This is a genomic window from Polynucleobacter sp. IMCC30063 (assembly GCF_021395235.1).
Lineage (GTDB): Bacteria > Pseudomonadota > Gammaproteobacteria > Burkholderiales > Burkholderiaceae > Polynucleobacter.
The window spans coordinates 260,834-282,056 of the sequence record NZ_JAJVCQ010000002.1 but is presented as its reverse complement, the minus strand read 5'-3'; the positions used below and the strand labels follow the sequence as shown (position 1 = coordinate 282,056).

The window sequence follows — 21,223 nt, the reverse complement described above, 5'->3', positions numbered from 1 at the left end:
ACTACAAAACAAAAACCCCAGCAATTTGCTGGGGCCGGTATGTTTGGATTAATGAATCAATCTGGTTTCATTAACTCAAGGCTTACCCGCCCCAAGCGCTAGGCTTAGTGCTAATAGAAGCAGGGCTAAATTAGGGGTTAAATTCATCAACATAGATAAACTATACATCAAATTAGTTTACTTAGCCTTTAGCGGCAAAGCGACGCCAAGCCCAAATGACATATCCTGAGACTGAATAGGCAACAAAAACAGCAAATAAGGTCACCGGGGGGTTTGATGAAATCAGCACAAAACCCAGTATTAGCAAGACCATAACCCAAAATGGCACGCGGTAGCGCACATCTAAGGCTTTGCCGCTATAAAAATAGCCATTAGAAACCATCGTTAAACCAGCATAAACCGTTATAAAGAAAGTCACCCAAGGAATGGCGTAATCTTTAACGGGCAACTTATTGTCATCAGCCAACCAAATAAAGCCTGCTAATAAAGCGGCGGCGGCTGGGCTTGGCAGGCCTTGAAAAAATTTCTTATCAACGACGCCGGTATTAATATTGAAACGTGCTAGTCGTAAGGCTGCACCAGCACAATAAGTAAAGGCAGCTAACCAGCCCCATTTACCTAAATCTTTTAAAACCCACTCGTACGCCACCAAAGCCGGCGCAACGCCAAATGAAACCATGTCAGATAAAGAATCATATTGCTCACCAAAAGCGCTTTGGGTATTGGTCATCCTTGCTACCCGACCGTCCATGCCATCTAAAACTAAGGCTGCGAAAATTGCAATTGCCGCAGTTTCAAATTGGTGGTTCATGCCATTCACGATCGCAAAGAAACCACAAAATAAAGCAGCGGTTGTAAACGCATTAGGTAACAAATAAATTCCCTTGCTACGCAGGCGAGGCTTCAATTCAATTTCTTGCTCAACCTCAAAATCAGGATGATCGTCGGCCGCGCTATGCGTATCTCCATTCCAAGCATCGCCTTCGCGACCTAAAGTACGCTGGCGCTTTAAACGGCTACGATCGAATCGTAAACGGCGACGAAATGGCATTACGTATCTAAACCTGGTAAACGCGCTAGCGCAGTTTTAGTCGCAAAAACAATATCGCCCACACTCACTAATGGCTCAGCGGTTAGAGGTAAGTACACATCAACCCGCGAACCAAAGCGAATGAAACCATAGCGCTCACCCCTTTTTACGCGGTCGCCAACATGCACATAACATAAAATGCGCCGTGCAATGAGCCCTGCTACCTGCACTAAAGTAATGATTTGGCTGTTAGCCTCAATTACTACAGCATTGCGTTCATTCTGCGTAGAGGCTTTGTCCAAATCGGCATTCACAAACGAGCCCGGAAAATATTGAATGCTACGTATATGCCCCGTCACTGCAATTCGGTTCGAGTGCACATTAAAAACATTCATAAAGACACTCATTTTTAATGCCTCGCGATCAGCATAGGGGTCATTACACACCTCAACCGCAACAATTCGGCCGTCAGCAGGCGACACTACTAAATCGCGACCTAATGGAGCAATACGCTGTGGGTCACGAAAAAACTGCAAGACAAAAAAGAAAATGAGCCACAGCGGCCATGACCACAATAAACCGCCAAAATGCTGCACGATCAAAATAACGATCGCCAAACCAATTAAATAAGGCCAGCCTTCTTTAGCAATAAGGGGATGGGGATACATCATCGAAACTGGCCTATATCCACTTAGTTTTTCGCTTTATCAACTAATTTATTTTTCGCAATCCACGGCATCATCGCGCGTAACTTAGCACCAACCTCTTCAATCTGATGTTCTTCAGTTAAACGACGACGGGAAATTAAAGTGGGCGCACCCGCTCTATTCTCCAAGATAAAGCTCTTTGCATACTCACCAGTTTGAATATCTTTCAAACACTGACGCATGACATTTTTAGTTTCTTCAGTCACAATGCGTGGGCCAGAAACATATTCACCATACTCGGCATTATTCGAAATCGAGTAATTCATGTTGGCAATACCGCCTTCATAAATTAAATCAACAATGAGCTTTAATTCATGTAAACATTCAAAGTAAGCCATTTCAGGCGCATAGCCAGCTTCAACCAAAGTTTCAAAACCCGCTTTAATTAACTCAACCGTGCCGCCGCACAACACTGCTTGCTCACCAAATAAATCGGTCTCAGTTTCTTCGCGGAAATTCGTTTCAATAATGCCGGCGCGTCCACCGCCATTGGCAGTGGCATAAGAGAGTGCGACATCACGAGCATGACCTGATTTATCTTGATATACCGCAATGAGATGAGGCACGCCACCACCTTGGGTATACGTATTTCGCACGGTATGACCAGGCGCTTTAGGGGCAATCATGATCACATCTAAGTCGGCGCGTGGCACTACTTGACCATAATGCACATTAAAACCATGGGCAAATGCTAAGGCTGCGCCCTGCTTAATATTGTTATGTACTTCCGCTTTATAAACCGCACCAATATCTTCATCGGGCAATAACATCATCACCACATCGGCGTCCTTAACGGCATCGGCCACTTCTTTCACTGCTAAACCGGCTTGTTCAGCTTTTTTCCATGAAGCGCCATGTTTACGCAAGCCCACCGTAACATTGACACCAGAATCTTTCAGATTTAAGGCATGTGCATGACCCTGTGAACCATAACCAATGATGGTCACATTTTTTCCTTTAATTAAGGATAGATCTGCATCTTTATCGTAAAACACTCTCATACTATTTCCTTCTTGTTGATATAAGTTATCGCTATTACAAAATAAACTACCAATTACACTTTAAGAATACGCTCACCCCGACCAATGCCTGTTGCGCCAGAACGGACGGTTTCTAAAATAGAAACTCGATCAATCGAATCGATAAACGCATCTAACTTCGTGCTATCGCCAGTTAATTCGATGGTGTAGCATTTATCAGTCACATCGATAATGCGCCCACGAAAAATATCGGCGGTACGCTTTAATTCTTCGCGTTCCTTGCCAACTGCCCGTACTTTAATCATCATTAATTCACGCTCAATATGTGGGCCTTCAGTCAAATCAAATACCTTGACAACTTCAACCAAGCGATTCAAGTGCTTAGTAATTTGCTCAATAACATCATCCGAGCCAATCGTGACGATAGTCATACGTGATAGTGAGGGATCTTCAGTTGGCGCAACGCTTAGCGTTTCAATGTTGTAACCACGCGCCGAAAATAAACCCACCACGCGGGACAAGGCGCCAGGTTCATTTTCAAGTAAAACTGAAATAATGTGACGCATTACAACTCCTCGCTACCTAACAGCATTTCAGTAATGCCTTTGCCCGACTGCACCATCGGCCAGACGTTTTCTTCTGGATCGGTTTGAAAATCCATAAAAACTGTGCGATCTTTAAGGCGAATAGCTTCTTTTAAAGCAGGCTCAACATCGGCTTTCTTTTCAATTAACATGCCGACGTGACCAAAGGCTTCCGCTAACTTCACAAAGTCTGGCAAGGAATCCATGTAAGAACTGGAATAGCGGCGGTTATAGGTGAGTTCTTGCCACTGCCGTACCATACCCAAGTAGCGATTGTTTAATGAAACAATTTTGACTGGTGTGTTGTATTGCTTGCAAGTCGACAATTCTTGAATACACATTTGAATCGAGCCCTCACCCGTAATAGTGAAGACATCTTTATCAGGAAAGGCTTTTTTAATCCCCATGGCATAAGGCAAACCAACCCCCATCGTGCCTAGGCCTCCTGAATTGATCCAGCGTCGGGGTTGATCAAATTTATAAAACTGTGCTGCCCACATTTGATGCTGGCCAACGTCGGAGCAAATAAAGGCATCGCCTCCAGTCAATTCAAATAACTTCTCAACGACATACTGTGGCTTAACAATTTGTGAGTCGCGATCATATTTAAGACAATCTTTCTTACGCCACTCATTAATTTGTTGCCACCATGCGGCGAGCTTAGTATCATTTTTTAATGGGCCAGCGGCCTGCAATTGCGCGGTCATCTCGACCAATACCTCTTTGAGATCGCCAACAATGGGTACATCTACCTTAACCCGCTTCGAAATGACGGATGGATCAATATCAATATGAATAATTTTGCGCGGATGACTGGCAAAATGTTCGGGATTACCAATAACGCGGTCGTCAAAGCGTGCACCAATCGCAATTAAGACATCGCTATGTTGCATGGCCATATTCGCTTCATACGTTCCATGCATACCGAGCATGCCCAAAAATTGGGGGCTCGTACCAGGAAAGCCGCCCAAACCCATCAATGTATTAGTGACGGGGTAACCTAATAAATCAGCAAAGGCTTTTAATTCCGGCGCTGCATTGCCTAAAATGATGCCGCCGCCAGTATAAATATAAGGACGTTCAGCTTGCTGCAGCAAGGCTACAGCCTTACGAATTTGCCCGCTATGACCCTTTACCACTGGGTTATAAGACCGCATTGTTAACTCAGCAGGATAGTAAAACGGGGCCTTCGCTGCCGAAACGTCTTTGGGTATATCAACCAAAACAGGACCAGGACGCCCAGTTTGAGCGATATGAAAGGCTTTTTTCAAGGTTAAAGCTAAATCCTTAACGTCCTTAACTAAAAAATTATGCTTAACGATTGGCCGCGTAATACCAACGGTATCCGCCTCTTGAAACGCATCTTCACCAATCGCATAAGTAGGTACGTTGCCAGAAATAATCACCATGGGAATTGAATCGGTATACGCCGTAGCAATACCGGTAACAGCATTAGTTACGCCAGGGCCCGAAGTAACTAAGGCAACACCAACCTTACCAGTCGCACGCGCATAGCCATCGGCAGCATGCACTGCTGCTTGCTCATGGCGCACCAAAATGTGTTCAAACTTATCTTGTTTAAAGATTTCATCATAAATAAAGAGGACCGCACCACCGGGATAACCCCAAACATACTCAACGCCCTCAGCATGCAAAGCATGAACGAGCATTTCGGCGCCAATCATTTCGGGGCCAGTATTTTGAGAAACGGTGGGGGTATTAGCCTTTGAGGCCAAGAATTCTGCGCTGCTGGTATTCATTTCATTTCCTTTGCAATTTTCGGCAAAAAATTGTTTAGTCAGCCCTTTCCTAGACTTTTGGACCTGGTTCGGGCGGCGCTGCTGCTTAAAATTAAAGCAAAAATAAAAGCCACTTCTTGAATGGTTTTTAAATACTGAGCCTTAGATTGTAAAGCAATACCCTAGAATGGGGGTGAAAACCCTTATTTAACCGTGAATTCGTCCTTTTATATCTAGCCATTATGGCAAGCCCCCAACAGTTAGCCGACTTTCTCAGTGGTATCGATAAACGGGCCTTTAAGCAGGCGGTATATGCCGTGCGAGACGATGATGCAGCCCTAGATATTGTCCAAGATGCCATGATTAAGCTGGCTGAAAAATATGGCGACCGCCCCGCTAATGAGCTACCCCTCATCTTTACGCGGATTCTACAGAACCGCATTCATGATTGGTTTCGACGCCAAAAGGTTCGCAATACCTGGGTTACCTTGTTTTCGGCTTTAGGTAAAAAACAGCTTGAAAACGAGGATTACGACCCGCTAGAGCACTTAATTGCGCCCGATGAAAGCAGTATTCATCAAGATGGTGCACAGCAACTCGAGAAAATTCAGTTAATTGCTATTCTTGAAGCAGAAATATCAAAATTACCAAGTCGTCAACAAGAAGCCTTCCTAATGCGTTATTGGGAGGAGTTCAGTATTACCGATACCGCCTTAGCAATGGGATGCAGTGAGGGTAGTGTAAAAACTCACTGCTCCCGCGCTACCCAAGCATTAGCTAAGGCATTAAAAGCCAAAGGAATCTCGCTGTGAACCGCCCTACCGCACCAACCCAATCTTCTCGACCCACTCAATCAGGCGGGCAAAGCCAAACCGCGGGCCTTACACCGACCGAAGAGGCACAATTTGCCCAGAGCGCAATGGCTCTTTTGCAGCAAGGTGCGCAACAACTTGTGCCAAAAATTCGTCATCGTCTAGACGAGGCAAGACTGCACGCGCTACGCGCGCAAAAAACCCCTACGCCGTTTTTCTGGCAGCGTAACTTTGCACCTGCTTTTGGCGGTCAAACGGGAAGCCAACTCAGTGGCGATGCTAAGCACGGCCCCATATTTAACATGCTGATGTGGCTTGCCGCTAGCGCAGCGGTTATTTTTGGTTTGATGGCGATTACCGATTGGCAACAAGAATCGCGCTTGCAAGACCTTGCTGTTCTAGATGCAGCAATTCTCACCGATGATGTGCCCCCCAACGCTTATGCCGATAGCGGTTTTTTAGCGTTTTTAAAAGCGCATCGTGACCTGAGTCACGAACTGAGTCCCGATAGTCTTGAGCCCGCCGCAGCAAACGCTGCCTCTCCCTCCTGAATCGATACTTCAATCCACCCATAGCGATGTTGAATCCGCAGCGCCTCAGCTTGATCTTTAGTATTGGCTTACTCATGAACGCCAATCTAGTTCTTGGTCTACTCGCCCCGCAAGTATGGGCACAATCTACCGTGAGCAATGAGGTGCCGACTGAAACCACTAACCAACCAGTAACGAATGCCTTAACACCTCCGCTAGTTACGCCAATTGCACCCCATGGCAAAACCAGCGCGAATACTGGTGATAAAAAACCCATTAGTAATTGGGCGAGCTTAAGTCCTGCGCAACAACAAATTCTTGCGCCCTTAGAGGGTGACTGGCCCTCAATGACCAACGAAAGTCGGCAAAAATGGGCTAAGTTAGCCAACCTATATCCTAAAATAGGTGCTGCAGAACAAGAGCGATTACAAGCCCGAATGCTCGAGTGGGCCAAGTTATCTCAAAAAGATCGTCGCTTAGCCCGTGAAAATTATTTAAGTAGTCTCAAGTTTCCTAACGATAAAAAAAATGAGGCCTGGCAAGCGTATCAACAATTACCTGATGAAGAAAAACAAAAACTCGCAGCACGCGAAAATAGCCAAAAAAAACCTAGCACGGCTACCTCCCCCAGCTTGCAAACTTATCCAGCTAATAAATAAGTTCTGCGATGAGTCAAGCAGCAATTAACCGCTTACCCGCGCCCGGTTTTTGGCGCCGTGTAGCCTGCAATCTCTACGAGCAATTAGTCTTGCTCGGGGTCGTTGCACTAACATTTTTACTGCCCAATTTAGCTTTAGGCATGCTCTTTCAAATTACACTACCCAGTTGGCTTACTTTTTTTTATTTATATGGTGTATTAGGTCTGTATTTTGTTTGGTACTGGACCCGAACTGGTCAAACGCTAGCCATGCAAACTTGGCAAATTCAACTGCTTTCTAATTCAGACCAAATCCTTTCTCGGCGGCGGGCAATCTCGCGCTATATTTATGGCTCTCTGTGGTTGCTTCCCTGCATAGTCTTACAGGGCATCTTTCACTTTCAACAATGGCAAATTATTGAATTATTATTTGTGGTGGCGCTACTATTTTCACCGCTGAGTATTTTTCTCGATCGCCGTTCAGACACAAGTCGCCAAAGCTGGCCAGATCGCTTTGCTCAAACTAAGCTGGTGCAATTGCCACGCCTAAAGCGCTAAACATTATCGAGTTTCACTACCTTTATCTTACATTGCCTCTCTCAGGCAATTGACTGCAGTGGTTACTTGAATTTTGCGATAAAAACGATAGCCCGCCAAAGCACAAGCTACTAAACCCATCAGCAAACCAAAGATGAGGGGTTGAAAAAAAGCATAAAACTCAAGCTCCATCACATAGCGCCCTAAGGCCCAAGCTGCAGCAGAAGCCGCCAAACCACCTAATAATCCTGCCAAGCCGCCAATCACGACTAACTCTAGCGCAGCAATTTGCGCTAGCAAGCCCCGCGAAGTACCTAATGCTTTTAACAGAGCGGCATCGCGAAAACGCTCTTCTTGTGTCGCTGCAATGGCAGCAAACAAGACCAAAATAGCCGCAACGATAGCAAACAAAAAGAGAATGCTTAGGGCTGAAGTTAAACGCTCGATGACATCTTGAATTTGTTTAAGTGACAAGCCTACATCAACGACAGTCAGGTTTGGATATTTTTGACTTAACTGCAAATCGAGGTTTGCTTGTGTCGGAGGCTGATAAAAAGAGGTAATCCACGACTGGGGTAAATTTTGTAAAGTCTGAGGCGGCATAAGGACAAAGAAATTCACCCGCATTGAGCTCCAGTCTAGTTTACGTAATGAAGTAATTTTGGCCGAAACAATTTGACCGGCAATTTCAAAGCTAAGTACGTCACCTAACTTTAGGCCTAGGGTTTTAGCAATGCCACTCTCGAGGGAGATTTGGGCTGCATCCGAACTAAACCATTCGCCTGCGATTAAGCGATTGCCAAGGGGCAAGGTATCAGTATAAGAAAGATTAAATTCACGATCAACTAAACGCTTTGCATTTTCATCTTTGTAATCACTTGGGATTACCGACTTCCCATTGATATCAATTAAGCGACCACGCACCATTGGATATAGTGGCGCAGCACGAATACCAGCCAACGATAAATCTTCAGCAACCGCAAGGCGTTGATCATTTTGAATGTTAATCACAAAGCGGTTGGGCGAATTGGCTGGCACCGATCCCTGCCATGCAGGCAACAAATCTTGCCGTAAAACAATAATTAAGAGCATTGCCATTAACGCAATCGCTAAGGCGCAAATTTGCATAATCGTAAAACTACTCCGCCGAGTTAAGGCAGCTAAAGCAAAGCGTAATGCAAAGGCCGAGCTACCACGCAGCGAAAATTGCTTGGAATCACTCCATTTTTTTAAGCCGCGCAATATTAGCCAAATAAGCACTACAAAAATGAGAATGGCACCAGCAAAACTGAGGCTCACCCACCCTGCCAGCTTCCAATCACGCGCTGCCCAAAAAATCATTGCTAAACAAGTTGCGATACTGATGATGGTCGACCAACGTGCGGCAATCGGTAGCGCACCTAATTCACGGCGAATTAACCGAATTGGCGAGACCGCTGTCAGCGTAAGTAATGGATAAGCGGCAAAACCAAAGAGCAGTAATACAGCCCACAAAATACTCCACACCACTGGCCAAATTGATGGTGCAGGCAGGCTGGCTAATAGTAGGCCACCTAAAAACCACACCAAACCTTCTTGCACTAACCACGCTAAGCCCGCACCAATAAAACAAGCGCCACCAACTAAATACAGTAGAAGATGTAATTGACGCCAGATTAAATCGCGCTGAGTCGCACCAAAACATTTCAAAATGGCATAAGCATCAGCCTGCTTTAATACATAACGACGAGCTGCTAAGGCTATTGCTACTGCTGCAATCAATGCAGTTAATAAAGCCATGAGAGTGAGAAATCGCTCGGCCCGCTCTAAAGTTTTACGCATCGTCGGTTGCGCTGTTTCCAAATTTTCGACTTGAATACCCCGCAGGCCGTTGGACGCTATTTGTTGTCGCACCCAAGCTTCATAGGCTTGAATTGCTGCATCGCTACCAGCAAATAGGGCTCGATACGTAACCCTGCTGCCTAAGCCAATTAAGCCCGTTGAATTTAAATCGATTAAAGGCATCATGACCCGTGGCGCAAAATTCATAAAGCCTGCACCCCGATCTAATTCTCGAACCAACACCCCGCTAATTAAAAATTGCCGCTCACCTAGCTTAAGCTGCTCACCTACTTGGGTATTGAGGGCAATAGCAGCGGCTGCATCGATCCACACTGTACCTACTTTTGGGCCGCCGATTAGCTCAGTAGTACTTTCAGCTAGTTGTAAATTACCACGTAAAGGATAGGTATCACTCACCGCCTTTAAAGATACTAACTTGGCTTGCTTGGCTGAATTAGCCATACTAGGAAATACAACTGTAGTGGCAACACGAATATCTCGTCGCTTGGCTTCAGCAAGAAAAGTCTCGGTAATGGGTCGATCAGAAACAATTAATAAATCGCCAGCGATTAATTGCCGTGCATCAAATTGAAATGCCCGTTGTAAGCGATCGGCTAAAAACCCCACGCTGGATAATGCCGTAACCGAAATAATGAGCGCTACTAATAAATAGAGCAGCTCAGTAGAACGTAGATCACGCCGAAGGTGGCTGAGCACAACTGAATTAAACAAAAAGACCAGACCTTTAGCGTAATAAATCAAATGCCCTGAACTTGTCCACCATCAACCCGAATAACTGAGCCAGTAATGTATGCAGCGCTCATACTAGCTAAAAATGCAGCTGTATCACCGTATTCTTTAGGGTCGCCATAACGTCCGGCGGGAATCAGCTTAAGGCTTGCCTCAACAACAGCTTCATAAGTCATATTTTCGCGCTTCGAGCGCGCCTCATCAAGCTGCCTTAATCGATCTGTCGCAACCCGCCCTGGCATGATAATGTTAGCAGTAATACCTTCGCCTGCAACTTCATTCGCTAAGGTTTTAGACCAAGCCGATAAGCCTGCCCGCAGCGTATTTGAAATCGCTAAATTACGAATCGGTGCAATTGCTCCCGACGTCGTGCTAGTAATAATGCGACCCCAACGGCGTTCGCGCATACCAGGCAAAACACGATCAGTAATACTAATTAAGGATAGGACCATATCATGAAAACTTTTTTCCCATAATTTTGGGTCTTGGCCAGCTGCAGGCGTCGGCGGTGGGCCACCAGTGTTATTAATCAAAATATCTATCGGCCCCAATTGCTGCTCGACCAGACTCACATTAGGATCAATTGCGCCTAACTCAGATAAATCCCAAGGGATTGGCAACGCTGTGCCACCGAATGCTTTAATCATCTCAACGGTAGTATTTAAACCCTCGGGATTACGCCCCGTAACGGCGACTTTGACACCTTCACGCGCTAAAGATACTGCCATCGCCTGACCCAAGCCCCGACTAGAGGCCAAGACTAAGGCTACCTTACCTTGAATTCCGTAATCCATATCTTTCCTTTGCTGTTATTCATTGATCTGCATTAGTCAATTTGCAGTTTTTGTTTTACTACTACTTCTTTATATACGGTGTACTCGGCTTTAATTTCTTTGGCAAACTCCTCGGGTCCATTCACATTAATGATTGATCCAGTATCTTCAATACGCTTGCGAACTGCAGGCTCAGTGACTGCTTTTTGTGTCGCTACGTAAATTTTCTCAACAATATCACGGGGAAGTCCAACTGGACCATAAAGCCCATAGTAGGCCATCCGATTCACGGGAGCTAAACCCACTTCAGCAAAAGTTGGTACATTAGGTAGCTGCGCTAAACGCTTCGGGGCGGCAACCACAATCGGTACTAACTTACCATCCCGAATAAACGGCAAGGCCGAAGGTAAGTTATCAAAAATGATCGGCACTTGCCCTGCAACGGTGTCCGTTAATGCTGGACCTGCGCCACGGTAAGGAATATGCACAATATAAACACCAGTCAAACTTTTGAATAATTCCGTTTGTAAATGACCAATACCACCAGTACCCGAACTAGCATAAGAATATTTACCTGGATTTTTCTTCAACACTTCTAAAAAAGTTTTGAAATCTTTTGCTGGAAAATTGGGGTTTACCGCAATGATGTTTGGGGTAGCCGCAATATTCGTAATAGGTGAAAAATCTTTAGTAGGATCATAGCCAATTTTGGGGTTAATGGCCGGGTTAGCCGCAGTAGTAGACACCGTTGCCACTCCAATGATGTAGCCATCTTTTGGCGCCCGAGCAACCTCAAGCGCACCAATACTACCGCCGCCGCCTGCCCGATTTTCCACAATCACAGGTTGACCCAATTGTCGTCCAAGGGGATCAGCAATACTGCGCGCAATAATGTCGGTTGTACCTCCAGGCGCAAATGGCACAATTAAACGAATCGGGCGACTAGGATAAGTATCAGCAAAACTTGGTGCACTCAAAATTACGGCTAAGGCAAACGCCAAAAAAAAGCGGTAACTAAAATTCATATTTACTTTCCTAAAGGGGTGGGTAGCTGCAGATTTTTTTGATAAAAATCGGCTTCTAGTTGCTGCAAAATTGCCGTCAGCGCTTGTTGGTAACCCTGCATTAACGCCGCCCGACTATTATCAGCCAAGGCAATGCGTTGGCTGTAGCGTGGCGTAAAAATAACTGGATTAGCTGCTTTTGAAGTACTTGCAGCGCTTAAAAAATATTGAATGGTCACAACTGCTTCAGGCTTTGTTCGGTAATCACCATAAAATTCTTCAACGTGAGCTTGTAAAGTGTAATACGGGAAAAAACTATTACTTTGATCAACGGTTAAACGAAATACACCCGCATCGTTTAACCAAGTACGTGTAGCGTTAGCAAACATTTCATTGGGCAAGGCAATATAGGCATTATAAAAATCTTTATCGTAGCGCCCCTCACTCAGTCGGTAAACTAGTGACTTACCGTCAAAGGGTGCTGTCACACTAATCGTTCCCACCTTCAACCAAACTGGTGAGATGGGTTTACGAGGCTCGCCACTTCGCTTAACTGATACGAGCCAATCGGAGGTTTGCTCAGCCGGCTTAGTTGGAGCGCACGCATTAAACAAAACTACACAGGCACTGGCAATGAGTACTAAGCCAGCACTTCGCAGTGATCGTCGACCTTGCCAAGGAAATTGTTGCAGTGGTGTAAAAATCATTTCTGACCTCCTGCCGTGATTGCGCCTGGCGTACCACCTTGCGTGCCATTTGTCGGCAAAATAATTTTTGCGGGCGGCTCAGACCAAATTAAAGAACTGGGGCTTTGACTAATAATTCGAGTGAGGTCGTTCAATTGCGTGCTAGCTTGTTTAATATTTTCGACTGACAATGCTGTATCGCCTTGAACCGAGCCGAGCATTTGCCGTAGGGTAATTGCTGAAGCAATAATTTCCCGCATTAAGACTTGCAGCTCTTCGCTGTTAGTCACTTGATTGACTTTAGTAAGCAAGATATTTAAATCTTGAACCGATTGCACAATACCGGCATTCGCTTTACCATCGCCCGTCAAAATGGAGTTTAAGTTCGTTAGTAAAGCATCAAACTTACGCTGGGTTGAAGCAAAGTCAGTCTGATCGAGCTTCAGCATTAACCCTTGCAAGCCTGCTAATAATTGCTCCGTTTGACTTGGTAAGGATGGAATAACAGCATATTCTGGTGTCCAGGTATAGGGCAGTGTTGGATAATTTTTATAGTCTGGATAATAATCAAACTCAACATAATTTACGCCTGTAATGCCCATGCTTTTTATCCGCGCGCGCAAATCAATGGCTACCAAGCTATTGACGTTATTCAGTAATTCGTTAGGGTCTCCCAAAATGCGCATCCGCACGATCACATATTCTTTGCGATCATCTAATTTAATTTCATTTTCATAAACTCTGCCAGATAATAAAATTGCCGTTACTTGCCCTAGTTTCACGCCGCGAAAACGCACATCGGCGCCCACATCTAAACCCGTTACCGATTTCTCGACATAGGTTTCTACAATAAAAGATTTTTTAAAGAACTGACCCGAGCCAAAAATTAGAATAACTGCCACAAGAGCCGCTAAACCGCCAAAAACAAATAGGCCTAAACGAAAATAATTGGGGTTGGAATTACTCATACCGCTTCCTTGCTCATGATTCGATTAAAGAATTGATGCACACGGGGATCGGAACTTTGATCCCGTAATAGCTTGGGGTCGCCTTCCGCAATGATACTTTTAGTGGCTCCATCTAACATAATGACCCGATCAGCAATCGCATAAATACTAGCTAGCTCATGCGACACAATCACAAAGGTGATGCCGAGATTTTTCGATAAATCTAAAATCGTCCGATCTAAGTCAGCAGAGGTAATAGGATCCAAACCAGCCGAAGGTTCATCTAAAAAGAGTATTTTAGGGTCTAATGCCATCGCGCGAGCAATCGCCGCTCTTTTTTGCATGCCGCCACTAATTTCACTGGGCATATAGTTTGCAAACGGTAGTAAACCCACTAAATCGAGTTTGCAGCGGGCCAATAAATCCATTTGTCTATCATCTAGGCTGGTGTACTCCTCCATAAAGAGTTTGACGTTATCCAATAAATTCATGGAGCCAAATAAGGCGCCTTGCTGATACATCACCCCAAAACTCGTCATGATGCGCTGCAACTCTGCACCATAAGCATGCGTAATGTCCTGCCCCTCAATTAAGACATCACCCCCCATCGGGCGATATAAACCAAATAGATTTTTAAGTAAGCTTGACTTACCGCACCCCGAACCACCCAAAATAATAAAAATTTCACCGAAATTAACGCTGAAGTTGAGATTTTGCAAAAGCACTCTTGTGCCATAGCCAATGGTGAGATTTTTTGCTTCGAGGGCTAACATTAGAATCCCGTCCGATAGGAGATGTAGGCAAAAACCCCATCAACTAACACAATTAAAACAATACTGCTAACTACAGCTGATGTGGCAGAAATTCCTACCGCTGCGGCACCGTTGCCAGTTTGCATACCACGTAAGCAGCCCACACTCGAAACTACAGTCCCAAATAACAGGGACTTCAGTAGGCCCGATAAGATATCTTCAGTGCCGACCATAGTCAGTGTACCGTTGTAAAAATTAATAAAGGGCACGCCATAGGCAGTCATGGTTATGGCCGATGCCAAGATCGCCACAATATCAGCATAGAGGGTCAGAATCGGCGCCACTAAAATACCCGCTAGCACCCGCGGTATAACCAAAAATCGCACTGGACTAAGACCGCCACTGACCAATGCATCTACCTCGCTATTGACCGTCATCGTACCAATTTCAGCGGCAAATGCTGCCGATGACCGTCCCGCTAATAAGATGGCAGTAATGAGGGGGCCTAATTCACGAAAAACGCCTAAAGCCACTAGGGGGCCGACAAAAGTCACTGCACCGAACTTTTGCATGCCAATAGCCGATTGAAAAGACAAAATCACCCCAATTAAAAAAGCTACCAATCCTACAATCGGCAATGCCGCTAAGCCCGCTTGCACAGCGGCATTAATAAAATCGCCCCAACGTACTTGACGTGGGTAGCGTAATGACCAAACTAAATCGGCTACAACGTGTCCAGCAAAAGTAATTAAAGCCACCGTATCTTGCCAAAGCGAATAAGCAGCCTTACCGGTTGCTTCAATTGGGCTTTGTGCTGGAACAACTTGTGGCGCTGGAAATAGTTTGCCAATAGGATCAAACTGTTTTAATAAAGGTTGATAGCGTGCTGCTAAGTTCGGCATCGTAAAGACCGCCTTGGCATTCATTTGCGCCTCTTGCACGTCTATTAAAAAAGCAATTCCTGCCCCGTCGAGTGACTCAATTTGACTAGCATCCACTTCCAGTGTTTTTTGCTGGCTAGCGCCGGTGGTCAACCAGGCGTTTTGAGCAGCGCGAATAGGCGACCAAACTGCTCCTAAGGCGTAAATATTCAAGGTGCCACTCAAAAGCAAGCTGGCGCGTGAGTCATTCACAATGGTTAAAACCGCTGGGGAGGCTAGCGGTGGCTGGCCCGCATCGATGGCAATCTTGCTCATAGTGCAACTATAAGGGATCACGCCCCCTACCCCATGGTGCTACGAATCAGAATGGTGCGGCTGGCAGGAATTGAACCCACGACCCCTTGGTTCGTAGCCAAGTACTCTATCCAACTGAGCTACAGCCGCAACAGGCACAATTATGCCATGGAAGAAAAGAACTACATTACGCCAGACGGTCATGAGCGCCTCAAAACTGAGCTCTTACACCTATTAAATCAGGCGCGGCCAGAAATTGTGCAAATTGTGCATTGGGCAGCTTCGAATGGCGATCGCTCCGAAAATGGAGACTATATTTATGGCAAAAAACGCTTACGGGAAATTGATCGACGTATTCGCTTTCTTAATCAGCGCCTTGAATGTGCCTTAGTCATTGATAATGCCGCACGAAAATTGGGTGAAACTGATGATGCTCAGGTGTTTTTCGGTGCTACCGTTACTTATCTAGAAAGTGACCCAAAACAAGGAATCGACGAAACCACCATTAAAATTGTCGGGGTGGATGAAGTAAATTTAGAACAAGGTCATGTGAGTTGGGTTTCCCCTATTGCCAAGGCCTTAATTAAAGCGAGGGTGGGCGATGAAGTAGTCATTCAAACGCCAACGGGACCAAGAACCATTGAAATTATTGAAGTGAACTATTAGTCCATCAACGAATCTTGATCTACTTAGGTTTGCCGACTGCGTATAACGCGCATGACATCTGCATTATTGTGTAAGCTGCGCATCACCCGCGATAAGTGCAAGCGATCAGATACTTGAATGGTGAAGCGCATCGATACAGCATCTTCTTTGTACGGATCTTCCATCGATACATTCATAATGTTAGCGTCAGCCGCGGTAATACTACTAGCAACCCGAGCTAGAACACCCTTTCCTTGGCGTGTATCTAGCACTAAATCCACTTCAAACTCACGATGCACATCTTTACTCCACTCCACTTCAACCCACTTATCAGGATCTTTAGACAGCATACGTAAAGCATGTTGACAATCGCTAATATGAATTTGCAAACCTTCACCCTTACCAAGATAGCCAATAATGTTATCGCCAGGGATGGGGTGACAACACGATTGAAAACTAGTCGACATCCCCTCGCGCCCATCCACCAAAATTGCATGATGACGAATTTCTGGTTGCGGCAAAACAAAATTACTAACCCCTAAAACCATTTGCTCAGCGCCCGAGTCTTCAGCCAATAAAATTTTCAAACGCATCGCTAATTCTTGTGGCGAGCGTCGACCCAAAGCAATATTGACACACACCTCATTACGATTTCTATCGCCAGTCCAGTGCAATAAGCGGGTCCATATCGCTTCAGTAAGAAGACCCACATCCACCTCTTGCTGTCTAAGTGCATTGGCTAATAGGCGCTCACCCAATTGCAAAGACTCAGCGTAATGCTTGGTTTTAAGGGCATGACGTAAGGCTGCGCGCGCTTTACCGGTGCGCACAAAACTTAACCAACCTGGATTAGGTTGTGACTGCGGTGAGGTAATAACCTCAACAATATCGCCATTACGTAACTCACTACGCAAGGGTAATTGCATACTATTAATTTTTACTGCAACACAGGTGTTACCTAATTCACTGTGAATTGAATAAGCAAAATCGAGTGCGGTGGCGCCTCGTGGCAGCGCACGAATTTGACCTTTTGGCGTAAAAACATAAACTGCATCAGGAAATAAATCAATCTTAACGTGTTCTAAAAATTCTTGCGAATCACCAGTACTGTCTTGAATATCGATTAGTGATTGCAACCATTGGTGTGCTCGATTTTGTACCTCACTCAGCTCAGGCGAGCCATCTTTATAAGCCCAATGTGCCGCTACTCCTGCCTCAGCAATGGCATGCATATCTATCGTGCGAATTTGAAACTCCACCGGAACGCCCGACGGCCCTACTAAAGTAGTATGAATCGATTGATAGCCATTGAGCTTTGGAATAGCAATGTAGTCTTTAAATTTACCAGGCATGGGCTTATATAAAGCATGCAAAACCCCTAAAGCCCGATAACAGTCATCAATCGATTGCACAGTCACCCGAAATGCATAAACATCAAGCACTTGGGAAAAATTCAAGTGCTTTGATTTCATTTTGCTGTAAATACTAAAGAGGGTTTTTTCGCGCCCATGTAAGTCAACTTCAATTTTTGCTTTAGCAAATGTTCTGCGCGTAGTATCCAAAATCTTCTCAACCATTTCCTTGCGATTACCGCGCGCCTTCTTCACTGCCTTTTCAATTACTCGAAAACGTAGCGGCATCGAATATTGAAAACCTAAGTCTTGTAAATCGCGATAAATTAAATTGAGGCCTAGACGATGGGCAATGGGGGCATAAATTTCCATCGTTTCTAAAGCGGCGCGATGGCGTTTTTCTAAAGGCATCGCGTCTAAGGTACGCATGTTGTGCGTACGATCGGCCAGCTTCACCAAGATTACACGTACGTCGCGCGCCATTGCCATAAACATTTTGCGGAAACTTTCAGCCTGCGCTTCAGCATGACTTTGAAATTCTAATTTATCTAATTTGGTCAGACCTTCAACTAGTTCAGCTACCTTAGATCCAAAGGTTGTAATTAAATCAGCTTGAGTGCTACCGGTATCTTCAATCACGTCATGCAATAAAGCTGCCATGATCGATAAAGCATCCAAGCGCCAAATAGCACATAACTCAGCTACAGCAAGTGGATGGGTAATGTAAGGTTCGCCACTTTGACGATATTGTCCTAAATGGGCTGCATCAGCAAAATGAAAGGCTTTTTTAATGAGCTCACGTTCATTCGGTTTTAAATAACTCAGTTTGTCGGTGAGAGCCGCAATGGAAACCACTTGTTGCTTGGGTGGCAACTGGGGTTGTGAAGTGGGGCCAAACAGATAGCGACTCGACTGCGTTAGCAGCGAAGCAATAATCGATTTTTTAGAACTGGTTTCAGCAACTACCTCAGGCGAGGCACTCGTGCTACTAAGTAAGACGTCGCCAATCTCGCTAGACGAGCGCTTACCCTGATCTCCCGTTGTGGTTAGCGCAGGCGCCACAGCGGGGCTTTCAAATTACAGCGGTACTTTGGTCAACATATCCCGGTCGGTCACGCCTGCAGCTACTTCACGCAAAGCTACAACGGTGGCTTTATCTTTAGACTCAACTCGGGGAGAGTGACCTTGAACTAATTGGCGCGCACGATAGGTTGCTGCCAACACGAGTTCAAAACGATTGGGAATGGTTTTCATGCAATCTTCTACGGTAATTCGGGCCATGCTGAACTCACTTATTTAGGGTTAATGCCTATAGGATACCTGATTACACCCCGAGGCGCCTCAAAAGGGTTGGGTTGCGCGCCATCACCGCAGTGGTGCGCAGGCGAGTAGCCGCCAAAATACTCCTTAAATCAGCTAGAGCCTGCTCAAAAGAGTCGTTAATCACAATGAAATCAGCCTCGGCTGCATGTTGCAGTTCGAGATGCGCCGCAGCTAAACGTCGTTCAATAGTCTGCTCATCATCTTTGCCGCGTTTTCGCAGACGCGCTTCAAGGGCCTCAAATGAGGGTGGGAAAATAAAAATCCACTGCGCCGCGGGAATCAATTGCCGAATCTGTTGAGCGCCCTGCCAGTCAATTTCTAAAATCACATCACTACCCGCCTGCATTTGCGCCGCAAGCCAGGAACGGGAAGTGCCGTAAAAATGATCATGCACTTCAGCCCATTCTAAAAAATCTTCATTTGCCCGCTGCTGCATAAATTCTGTTTCAGTAACAAAGTGATAATCCTGGCCATGTATTTCACCTACCCGCGGCGCTCGGGTTGTAGTCGACAAAGATAATTTGACGCTGGCATCGCTTTGTAATAAGGCCTGTACCAACGACGATTTTCCTGCGCCCGATGGAGCCACAATCATTAGCATGCTGCCTTGGTAAGTATTCGCATTCATGATTATTCTAAATTTTGTACTTGTTCACGCATTTGCTCAATGAGGAGCTTTAATTCTAAAGCAGCTGAAGTGCAGGCGACTGCCGCAGATTTAGAACTAAGGGTATTGGCTTCGCGATTCAATTCTTGCATTAAAAAATCCAGTCGTTTGCCAACCGGCCCTTTGGCCTTTAAGGCGGTCTCTACTGCTTGAAAATGGGTTTTTAAGCGCGCAAATTCCTCGGCTACATCGATGCGCACGGCGTAGAGCACTACTTCTTGGCGAATACGCTCCAATACTTCGGCCGCAATAGCTGGCGCATGTTGACCTGAACTTGCTTGGCTAGCTAGAGCTTCGGTTAAGCGCGCGGTTAGCTTCAGTTGATATTGCTGCACAAACTCAGGAATTTGCGGTTCGATTTGTTCAACAATCAAACGCATTTGGGTCGTAATCTGCTGTAACACTGCCGCTAGTGCCTGGCCTTCGGCAGCTCGCGTTTCCACTAAAGCTTGCAACGCTGCGGTGCCTGCAGCTAACGTAGCTGCTACCCATACTTCTTCATCGCCTCGCGGCTCGCTAACCATACCAGGCCAACGTAATACATCGGCAACGCTCAAAGGGGCTGCATTCGTAAACTGGGTCTGTACTTGAGCGGCAAGGACTTGCAAGGCGTTGCAGCGTTCTTGACTAAGGCTTTGGCTGACTTCCGCAGTTGCAGTAGTTGACTTACCGCTGGAATTAATACGCCAAACTGCCCTAAACTCTACTTTGCCGCGAGTCAATTGCTGAACTGCCAGCTCGCGCAAAGCAGGCTCGGCGGCGCGACACTCATCGGGCAAACGAAAGCTGAGGTCTAAAAAGCGGCTATTCACCGCCCGCACCTCTAGCTGCAAATCGGCTACTATCCCTGCGCCAAGGGATACTTGCCGTGAAGCGCTACCATAACCTGTCATGCTCGATATCATGTAGGCATTGTAATTACTAAATTATCTTCTCCAACTAAGGAATTAAAGCTATGAGCTCTAGCACTAGCCAACCAAGCCAAATTAGCCAGCGTCCAAGCCACCGGCAACCGAATCAACTGCGCCAAGTGACAATTACCCGTGGCTTTACTAAGCACGCTGAAGGGTCGGTGTTAGTTGCATTTGGTGACACCAAGGTACTCTGTACTGCTAGTATTTTGGAGCGCGTACCCCCGCATAAAAAAGGTTCTGGCGAAGGCTGGGTTACAGCAGAATATGGCATGCTGCCACGGGCTACCCATACCCGCGGCGATCGTGAGGCAGCGCGCGGCAAACAAAGTGGTCGTACCCAAGAAATTCAGCGCCTAATTGGACGTGCATTGCGTAGTGTATTTAACTTAAAGCTACTGGGCGAACGCACGATTCATTTAGATTGTGATGTCTTACAAGCCGATGGGGGCACCCGCACTGCTGCTATTACGGGTGCCTATGTTGCCGCCCGCGATGCCGTCAACCAATTAATTCAAAGTGGGAAAATAAGCCCTGAGCCTCAGCTAGATCCAATTCAGGATAGTATCGCCGCTATTTCGGTGGGTATTTATCAAGGTATAGCAGTATTAGATTTGGATTACGCCGAAGACTCATCTTGCGATACCGATATGAATGTAGTGATGAATGGGCAAGGGGGCATGATCGAAGTCCAGGGTACCGCAGAAGGCCCAGCATTTTCGCGAAAAGAGTTAAATGCGTTGCTCGATTTAGCCCAACACGGTATTCAACTATTAATTGAGCAGCAAAAAATTGCCCTGAGCCACCCGCTTAATCCGCATTAATTATGGATTAAAACTGAGTAACAAGATCAATAAACCA

22 protein-coding genes and 1 tRNA gene are annotated in these 21,223 nt (G+C 45.8%); 6 read left to right on the top strand and 17 right to left on the bottom strand.

Annotated elements, in window-relative coordinates:
• Positions 1–181: 181 nt before the first annotated feature.
• The 5 genes from pssA to LZG75_RS06035 are packed head-to-tail and all read right to left on the bottom strand — an operon-like array spanning position 182 to position 5,061.
• Positions 182–1,051 carry a CDP-diacylglycerol--serine O-phosphatidyltransferase gene (pssA, locus tag LZG75_RS06055; RefSeq protein ID WP_233936205.1) on the bottom strand — a complete coding sequence of 290 codons (870 nt, stop codon included), beginning with the start codon at positions 1,049–1,051 and terminating at the stop codon, positions 182–184.
• Complete coding sequence (locus tag LZG75_RS06050) at positions 1,051–1,701, bottom strand: phosphatidylserine decarboxylase (protein ID WP_233923978.1); 651 nt, start codon at positions 1,699–1,701, stop codon at positions 1,051–1,053. The genes pssA and LZG75_RS06050 overlap by 1 nt, the downstream gene beginning before the upstream one ends.
• 20 nt (positions 1,702–1,721) lie before the next feature.
• Entirely contained in the window at positions 1,722–2,738 is a 1,017-nt protein-coding gene (gene ilvC / locus LZG75_RS06045; protein WP_233923977.1) for a ketol-acid reductoisomerase, read from the bottom strand.
• 53 nt (positions 2,739–2,791) lie between these two features.
• Positions 2,792–3,283, bottom strand: a complete 492-nt coding sequence (gene ilvN / locus LZG75_RS06040; RefSeq protein WP_233923976.1) for an acetolactate synthase small subunit — start codon at positions 3,281–3,283, stop codon at positions 2,792–2,794.
• Positions 3,283–5,061, bottom strand: a complete 1,779-nt coding sequence (locus LZG75_RS06035; RefSeq protein WP_233936203.1) for an acetolactate synthase 3 catalytic subunit — start codon at positions 5,059–5,061, stop codon at positions 3,283–3,285. The genes ilvN and LZG75_RS06035 overlap by 1 nt, the downstream gene beginning before the upstream one ends.
• A gap of 221 nt (positions 5,062–5,282) precedes the next feature.
• On the opposite strand from LZG75_RS06035, the gene LZG75_RS06030 reads away from it, so the two are divergent.
• The 4 genes from LZG75_RS06030 to LZG75_RS06015 all read left to right on the top strand — a co-directional run bounded on the left by LZG75_RS06030 (position 5,283) and on the right by LZG75_RS06015 (position 7,577).
• Positions 5,283–5,852 carry an RNA polymerase sigma factor gene (locus tag LZG75_RS06030; protein WP_233923974.1) on the top strand — a complete coding sequence of 190 codons (570 nt, stop codon included), beginning with the start codon at positions 5,283–5,285 and terminating at the stop codon, positions 5,850–5,852.
• The gene (locus LZG75_RS06025; RefSeq protein WP_233936199.1) at positions 5,849–6,403 is read left to right on the top strand and encodes a DUF3619 family protein; all 555 of its coding nucleotides are present in this window, start codon (positions 5,849–5,851) and stop codon (positions 6,401–6,403) included. Before LZG75_RS06030 ends, LZG75_RS06025 begins: the two co-directional genes overlap by 4 nt.
• A 74-nt stretch (positions 6,404–6,477) precedes the next feature.
• On the top strand, positions 6,478–7,041 hold the full coding sequence (locus LZG75_RS06020; protein ID WP_233936196.1) for a DUF3106 domain-containing protein: 564 nt from the start codon (positions 6,478–6,480) through the stop codon (positions 7,039–7,041).
• A gap of 8 nt (positions 7,042–7,049) precedes the next feature.
• Complete coding sequence (locus LZG75_RS06015) at positions 7,050–7,577, top strand: RDD family protein (protein ID WP_233936194.1); 528 nt, start codon at positions 7,050–7,052, stop codon at positions 7,575–7,577.
• Positions 7,578–7,604: 27 nt separating this feature from the next.
• Here the strand turns inward: LZG75_RS06015 and LZG75_RS06010 are convergent, their stop codons facing one another.
• The 8 genes from LZG75_RS06010 to LZG75_RS05975 all read right to left on the bottom strand — a co-directional run bounded on the left by LZG75_RS06010 (position 7,605) and on the right by LZG75_RS05975 (position 15,614).
• Positions 7,605–10,109: an ABC transporter permease gene (locus LZG75_RS06010; RefSeq protein ID WP_233936191.1), complete on the bottom strand. Its 2,505-nt coding sequence runs from the start codon at positions 10,107–10,109 to the stop codon at positions 7,605–7,607.
• A 26-nt stretch (positions 10,110–10,135) separates the two neighbouring features.
• Positions 10,136–10,921, bottom strand: coding sequence for an SDR family oxidoreductase (locus LZG75_RS06005; protein ID WP_233923969.1), 786 nt, complete (start codon positions 10,919–10,921; stop codon positions 10,136–10,138).
• Positions 10,922–10,953: 32 nt separating this feature from the next.
• Positions 10,954–11,925 carry a tripartite tricarboxylate transporter substrate binding protein BugE gene (locus LZG75_RS06000; protein WP_233936188.1) on the bottom strand — a complete coding sequence of 324 codons (972 nt, stop codon included), beginning with the start codon at positions 11,923–11,925 and terminating at the stop codon, positions 10,954–10,956.
• A 2-nt stretch (positions 11,926–11,927) separates the two neighbouring features.
• Complete coding sequence (locus tag LZG75_RS05995) at positions 11,928–12,611, bottom strand: ABC-type transport auxiliary lipoprotein family protein (RefSeq protein ID WP_233936184.1); 684 nt, start codon at positions 12,609–12,611, stop codon at positions 11,928–11,930.
• Positions 12,608–13,558, bottom strand: a complete 951-nt coding sequence (locus tag LZG75_RS05990; protein ID WP_233923966.1) for an MlaD family protein — start codon at positions 13,556–13,558, stop codon at positions 12,608–12,610. The genes LZG75_RS05995 and LZG75_RS05990 overlap by 4 nt, the downstream gene beginning before the upstream one ends.
• Positions 13,555–14,310, bottom strand: a complete 756-nt coding sequence (locus tag LZG75_RS05985) for an ABC transporter ATP-binding protein (RefSeq protein WP_233923965.1) — start codon at positions 14,308–14,310, stop codon at positions 13,555–13,557. The genes LZG75_RS05990 and LZG75_RS05985 overlap by 4 nt, the downstream gene beginning before the upstream one ends.
• Positions 14,310–15,485: an ABC transporter permease gene (locus LZG75_RS05980; protein ID WP_233936182.1), complete on the bottom strand. Its 1,176-nt coding sequence runs from the start codon at positions 15,483–15,485 to the stop codon at positions 14,310–14,312. Before LZG75_RS05980 ends, LZG75_RS05985 begins: the two co-directional genes overlap by 1 nt.
• 52 nt (positions 15,486–15,537) lie before the next feature.
• A tRNA-Arg gene (locus LZG75_RS05975) sits at positions 15,538–15,614 on the bottom strand.
• A gap of 18 nt (positions 15,615–15,632) precedes the next feature.
• Here LZG75_RS05975 and greB point away from each other — a divergent pair.
• Positions 15,633–16,130 carry a transcription elongation factor GreB gene (gene greB, locus LZG75_RS05970; RefSeq protein ID WP_233936180.1) on the top strand — a complete coding sequence of 166 codons (498 nt, stop codon included), beginning with the start codon at positions 15,633–15,635 and terminating at the stop codon, positions 16,128–16,130.
• A 23-nt stretch (positions 16,131–16,153) separates the two neighbouring features.
• Here the strand turns inward: greB and LZG75_RS05965 are convergent, their stop codons facing one another.
• The 4 genes from LZG75_RS05965 to LZG75_RS05950 all read right to left on the bottom strand — a co-directional run bounded on the left by LZG75_RS05965 (position 16,154) and on the right by LZG75_RS05950 (position 20,356).
• The gene (locus LZG75_RS05965; RefSeq protein WP_370634791.1) at positions 16,154–18,469 is read right to left on the bottom strand and encodes a bifunctional (p)ppGpp synthetase/guanosine-3',5'-bis(diphosphate) 3'-pyrophosphohydrolase; all 2,316 of its coding nucleotides are present in this window, start codon (positions 18,467–18,469) and stop codon (positions 16,154–16,156) included.
• Positions 18,470–18,538: 69 nt separating this feature from the next.
• Positions 18,539–18,742, bottom strand: a complete 204-nt coding sequence (gene rpoZ / locus LZG75_RS05960; RefSeq protein WP_233923961.1) for a DNA-directed RNA polymerase subunit omega — start codon at positions 18,740–18,742, stop codon at positions 18,539–18,541.
• A gap of 43 nt (positions 18,743–18,785) precedes the next feature.
• Entirely contained in the window at positions 18,786–19,412 is a 627-nt protein-coding gene (gene gmk / locus LZG75_RS05955) for a guanylate kinase (protein WP_233936170.1), read from the bottom strand.
• A 2-nt stretch (positions 19,413–19,414) separates the two neighbouring features.
• Entirely contained in the window at positions 19,415–20,356 is a 942-nt protein-coding gene (locus tag LZG75_RS05950) for a YicC/YloC family endoribonuclease (protein ID WP_233936168.1), read from the bottom strand.
• 50 nt (positions 20,357–20,406) lie between these two features.
• Here LZG75_RS05950 and rph point away from each other — a divergent pair, with 50 nt between their 5' ends.
• Complete coding sequence (gene rph, locus LZG75_RS05945) at positions 20,407–21,186, top strand: ribonuclease PH (RefSeq protein WP_233936166.1); 780 nt, start codon at positions 20,407–20,409, stop codon at positions 21,184–21,186.
• Positions 21,187–21,223: the final 37 nt, after the last annotated feature.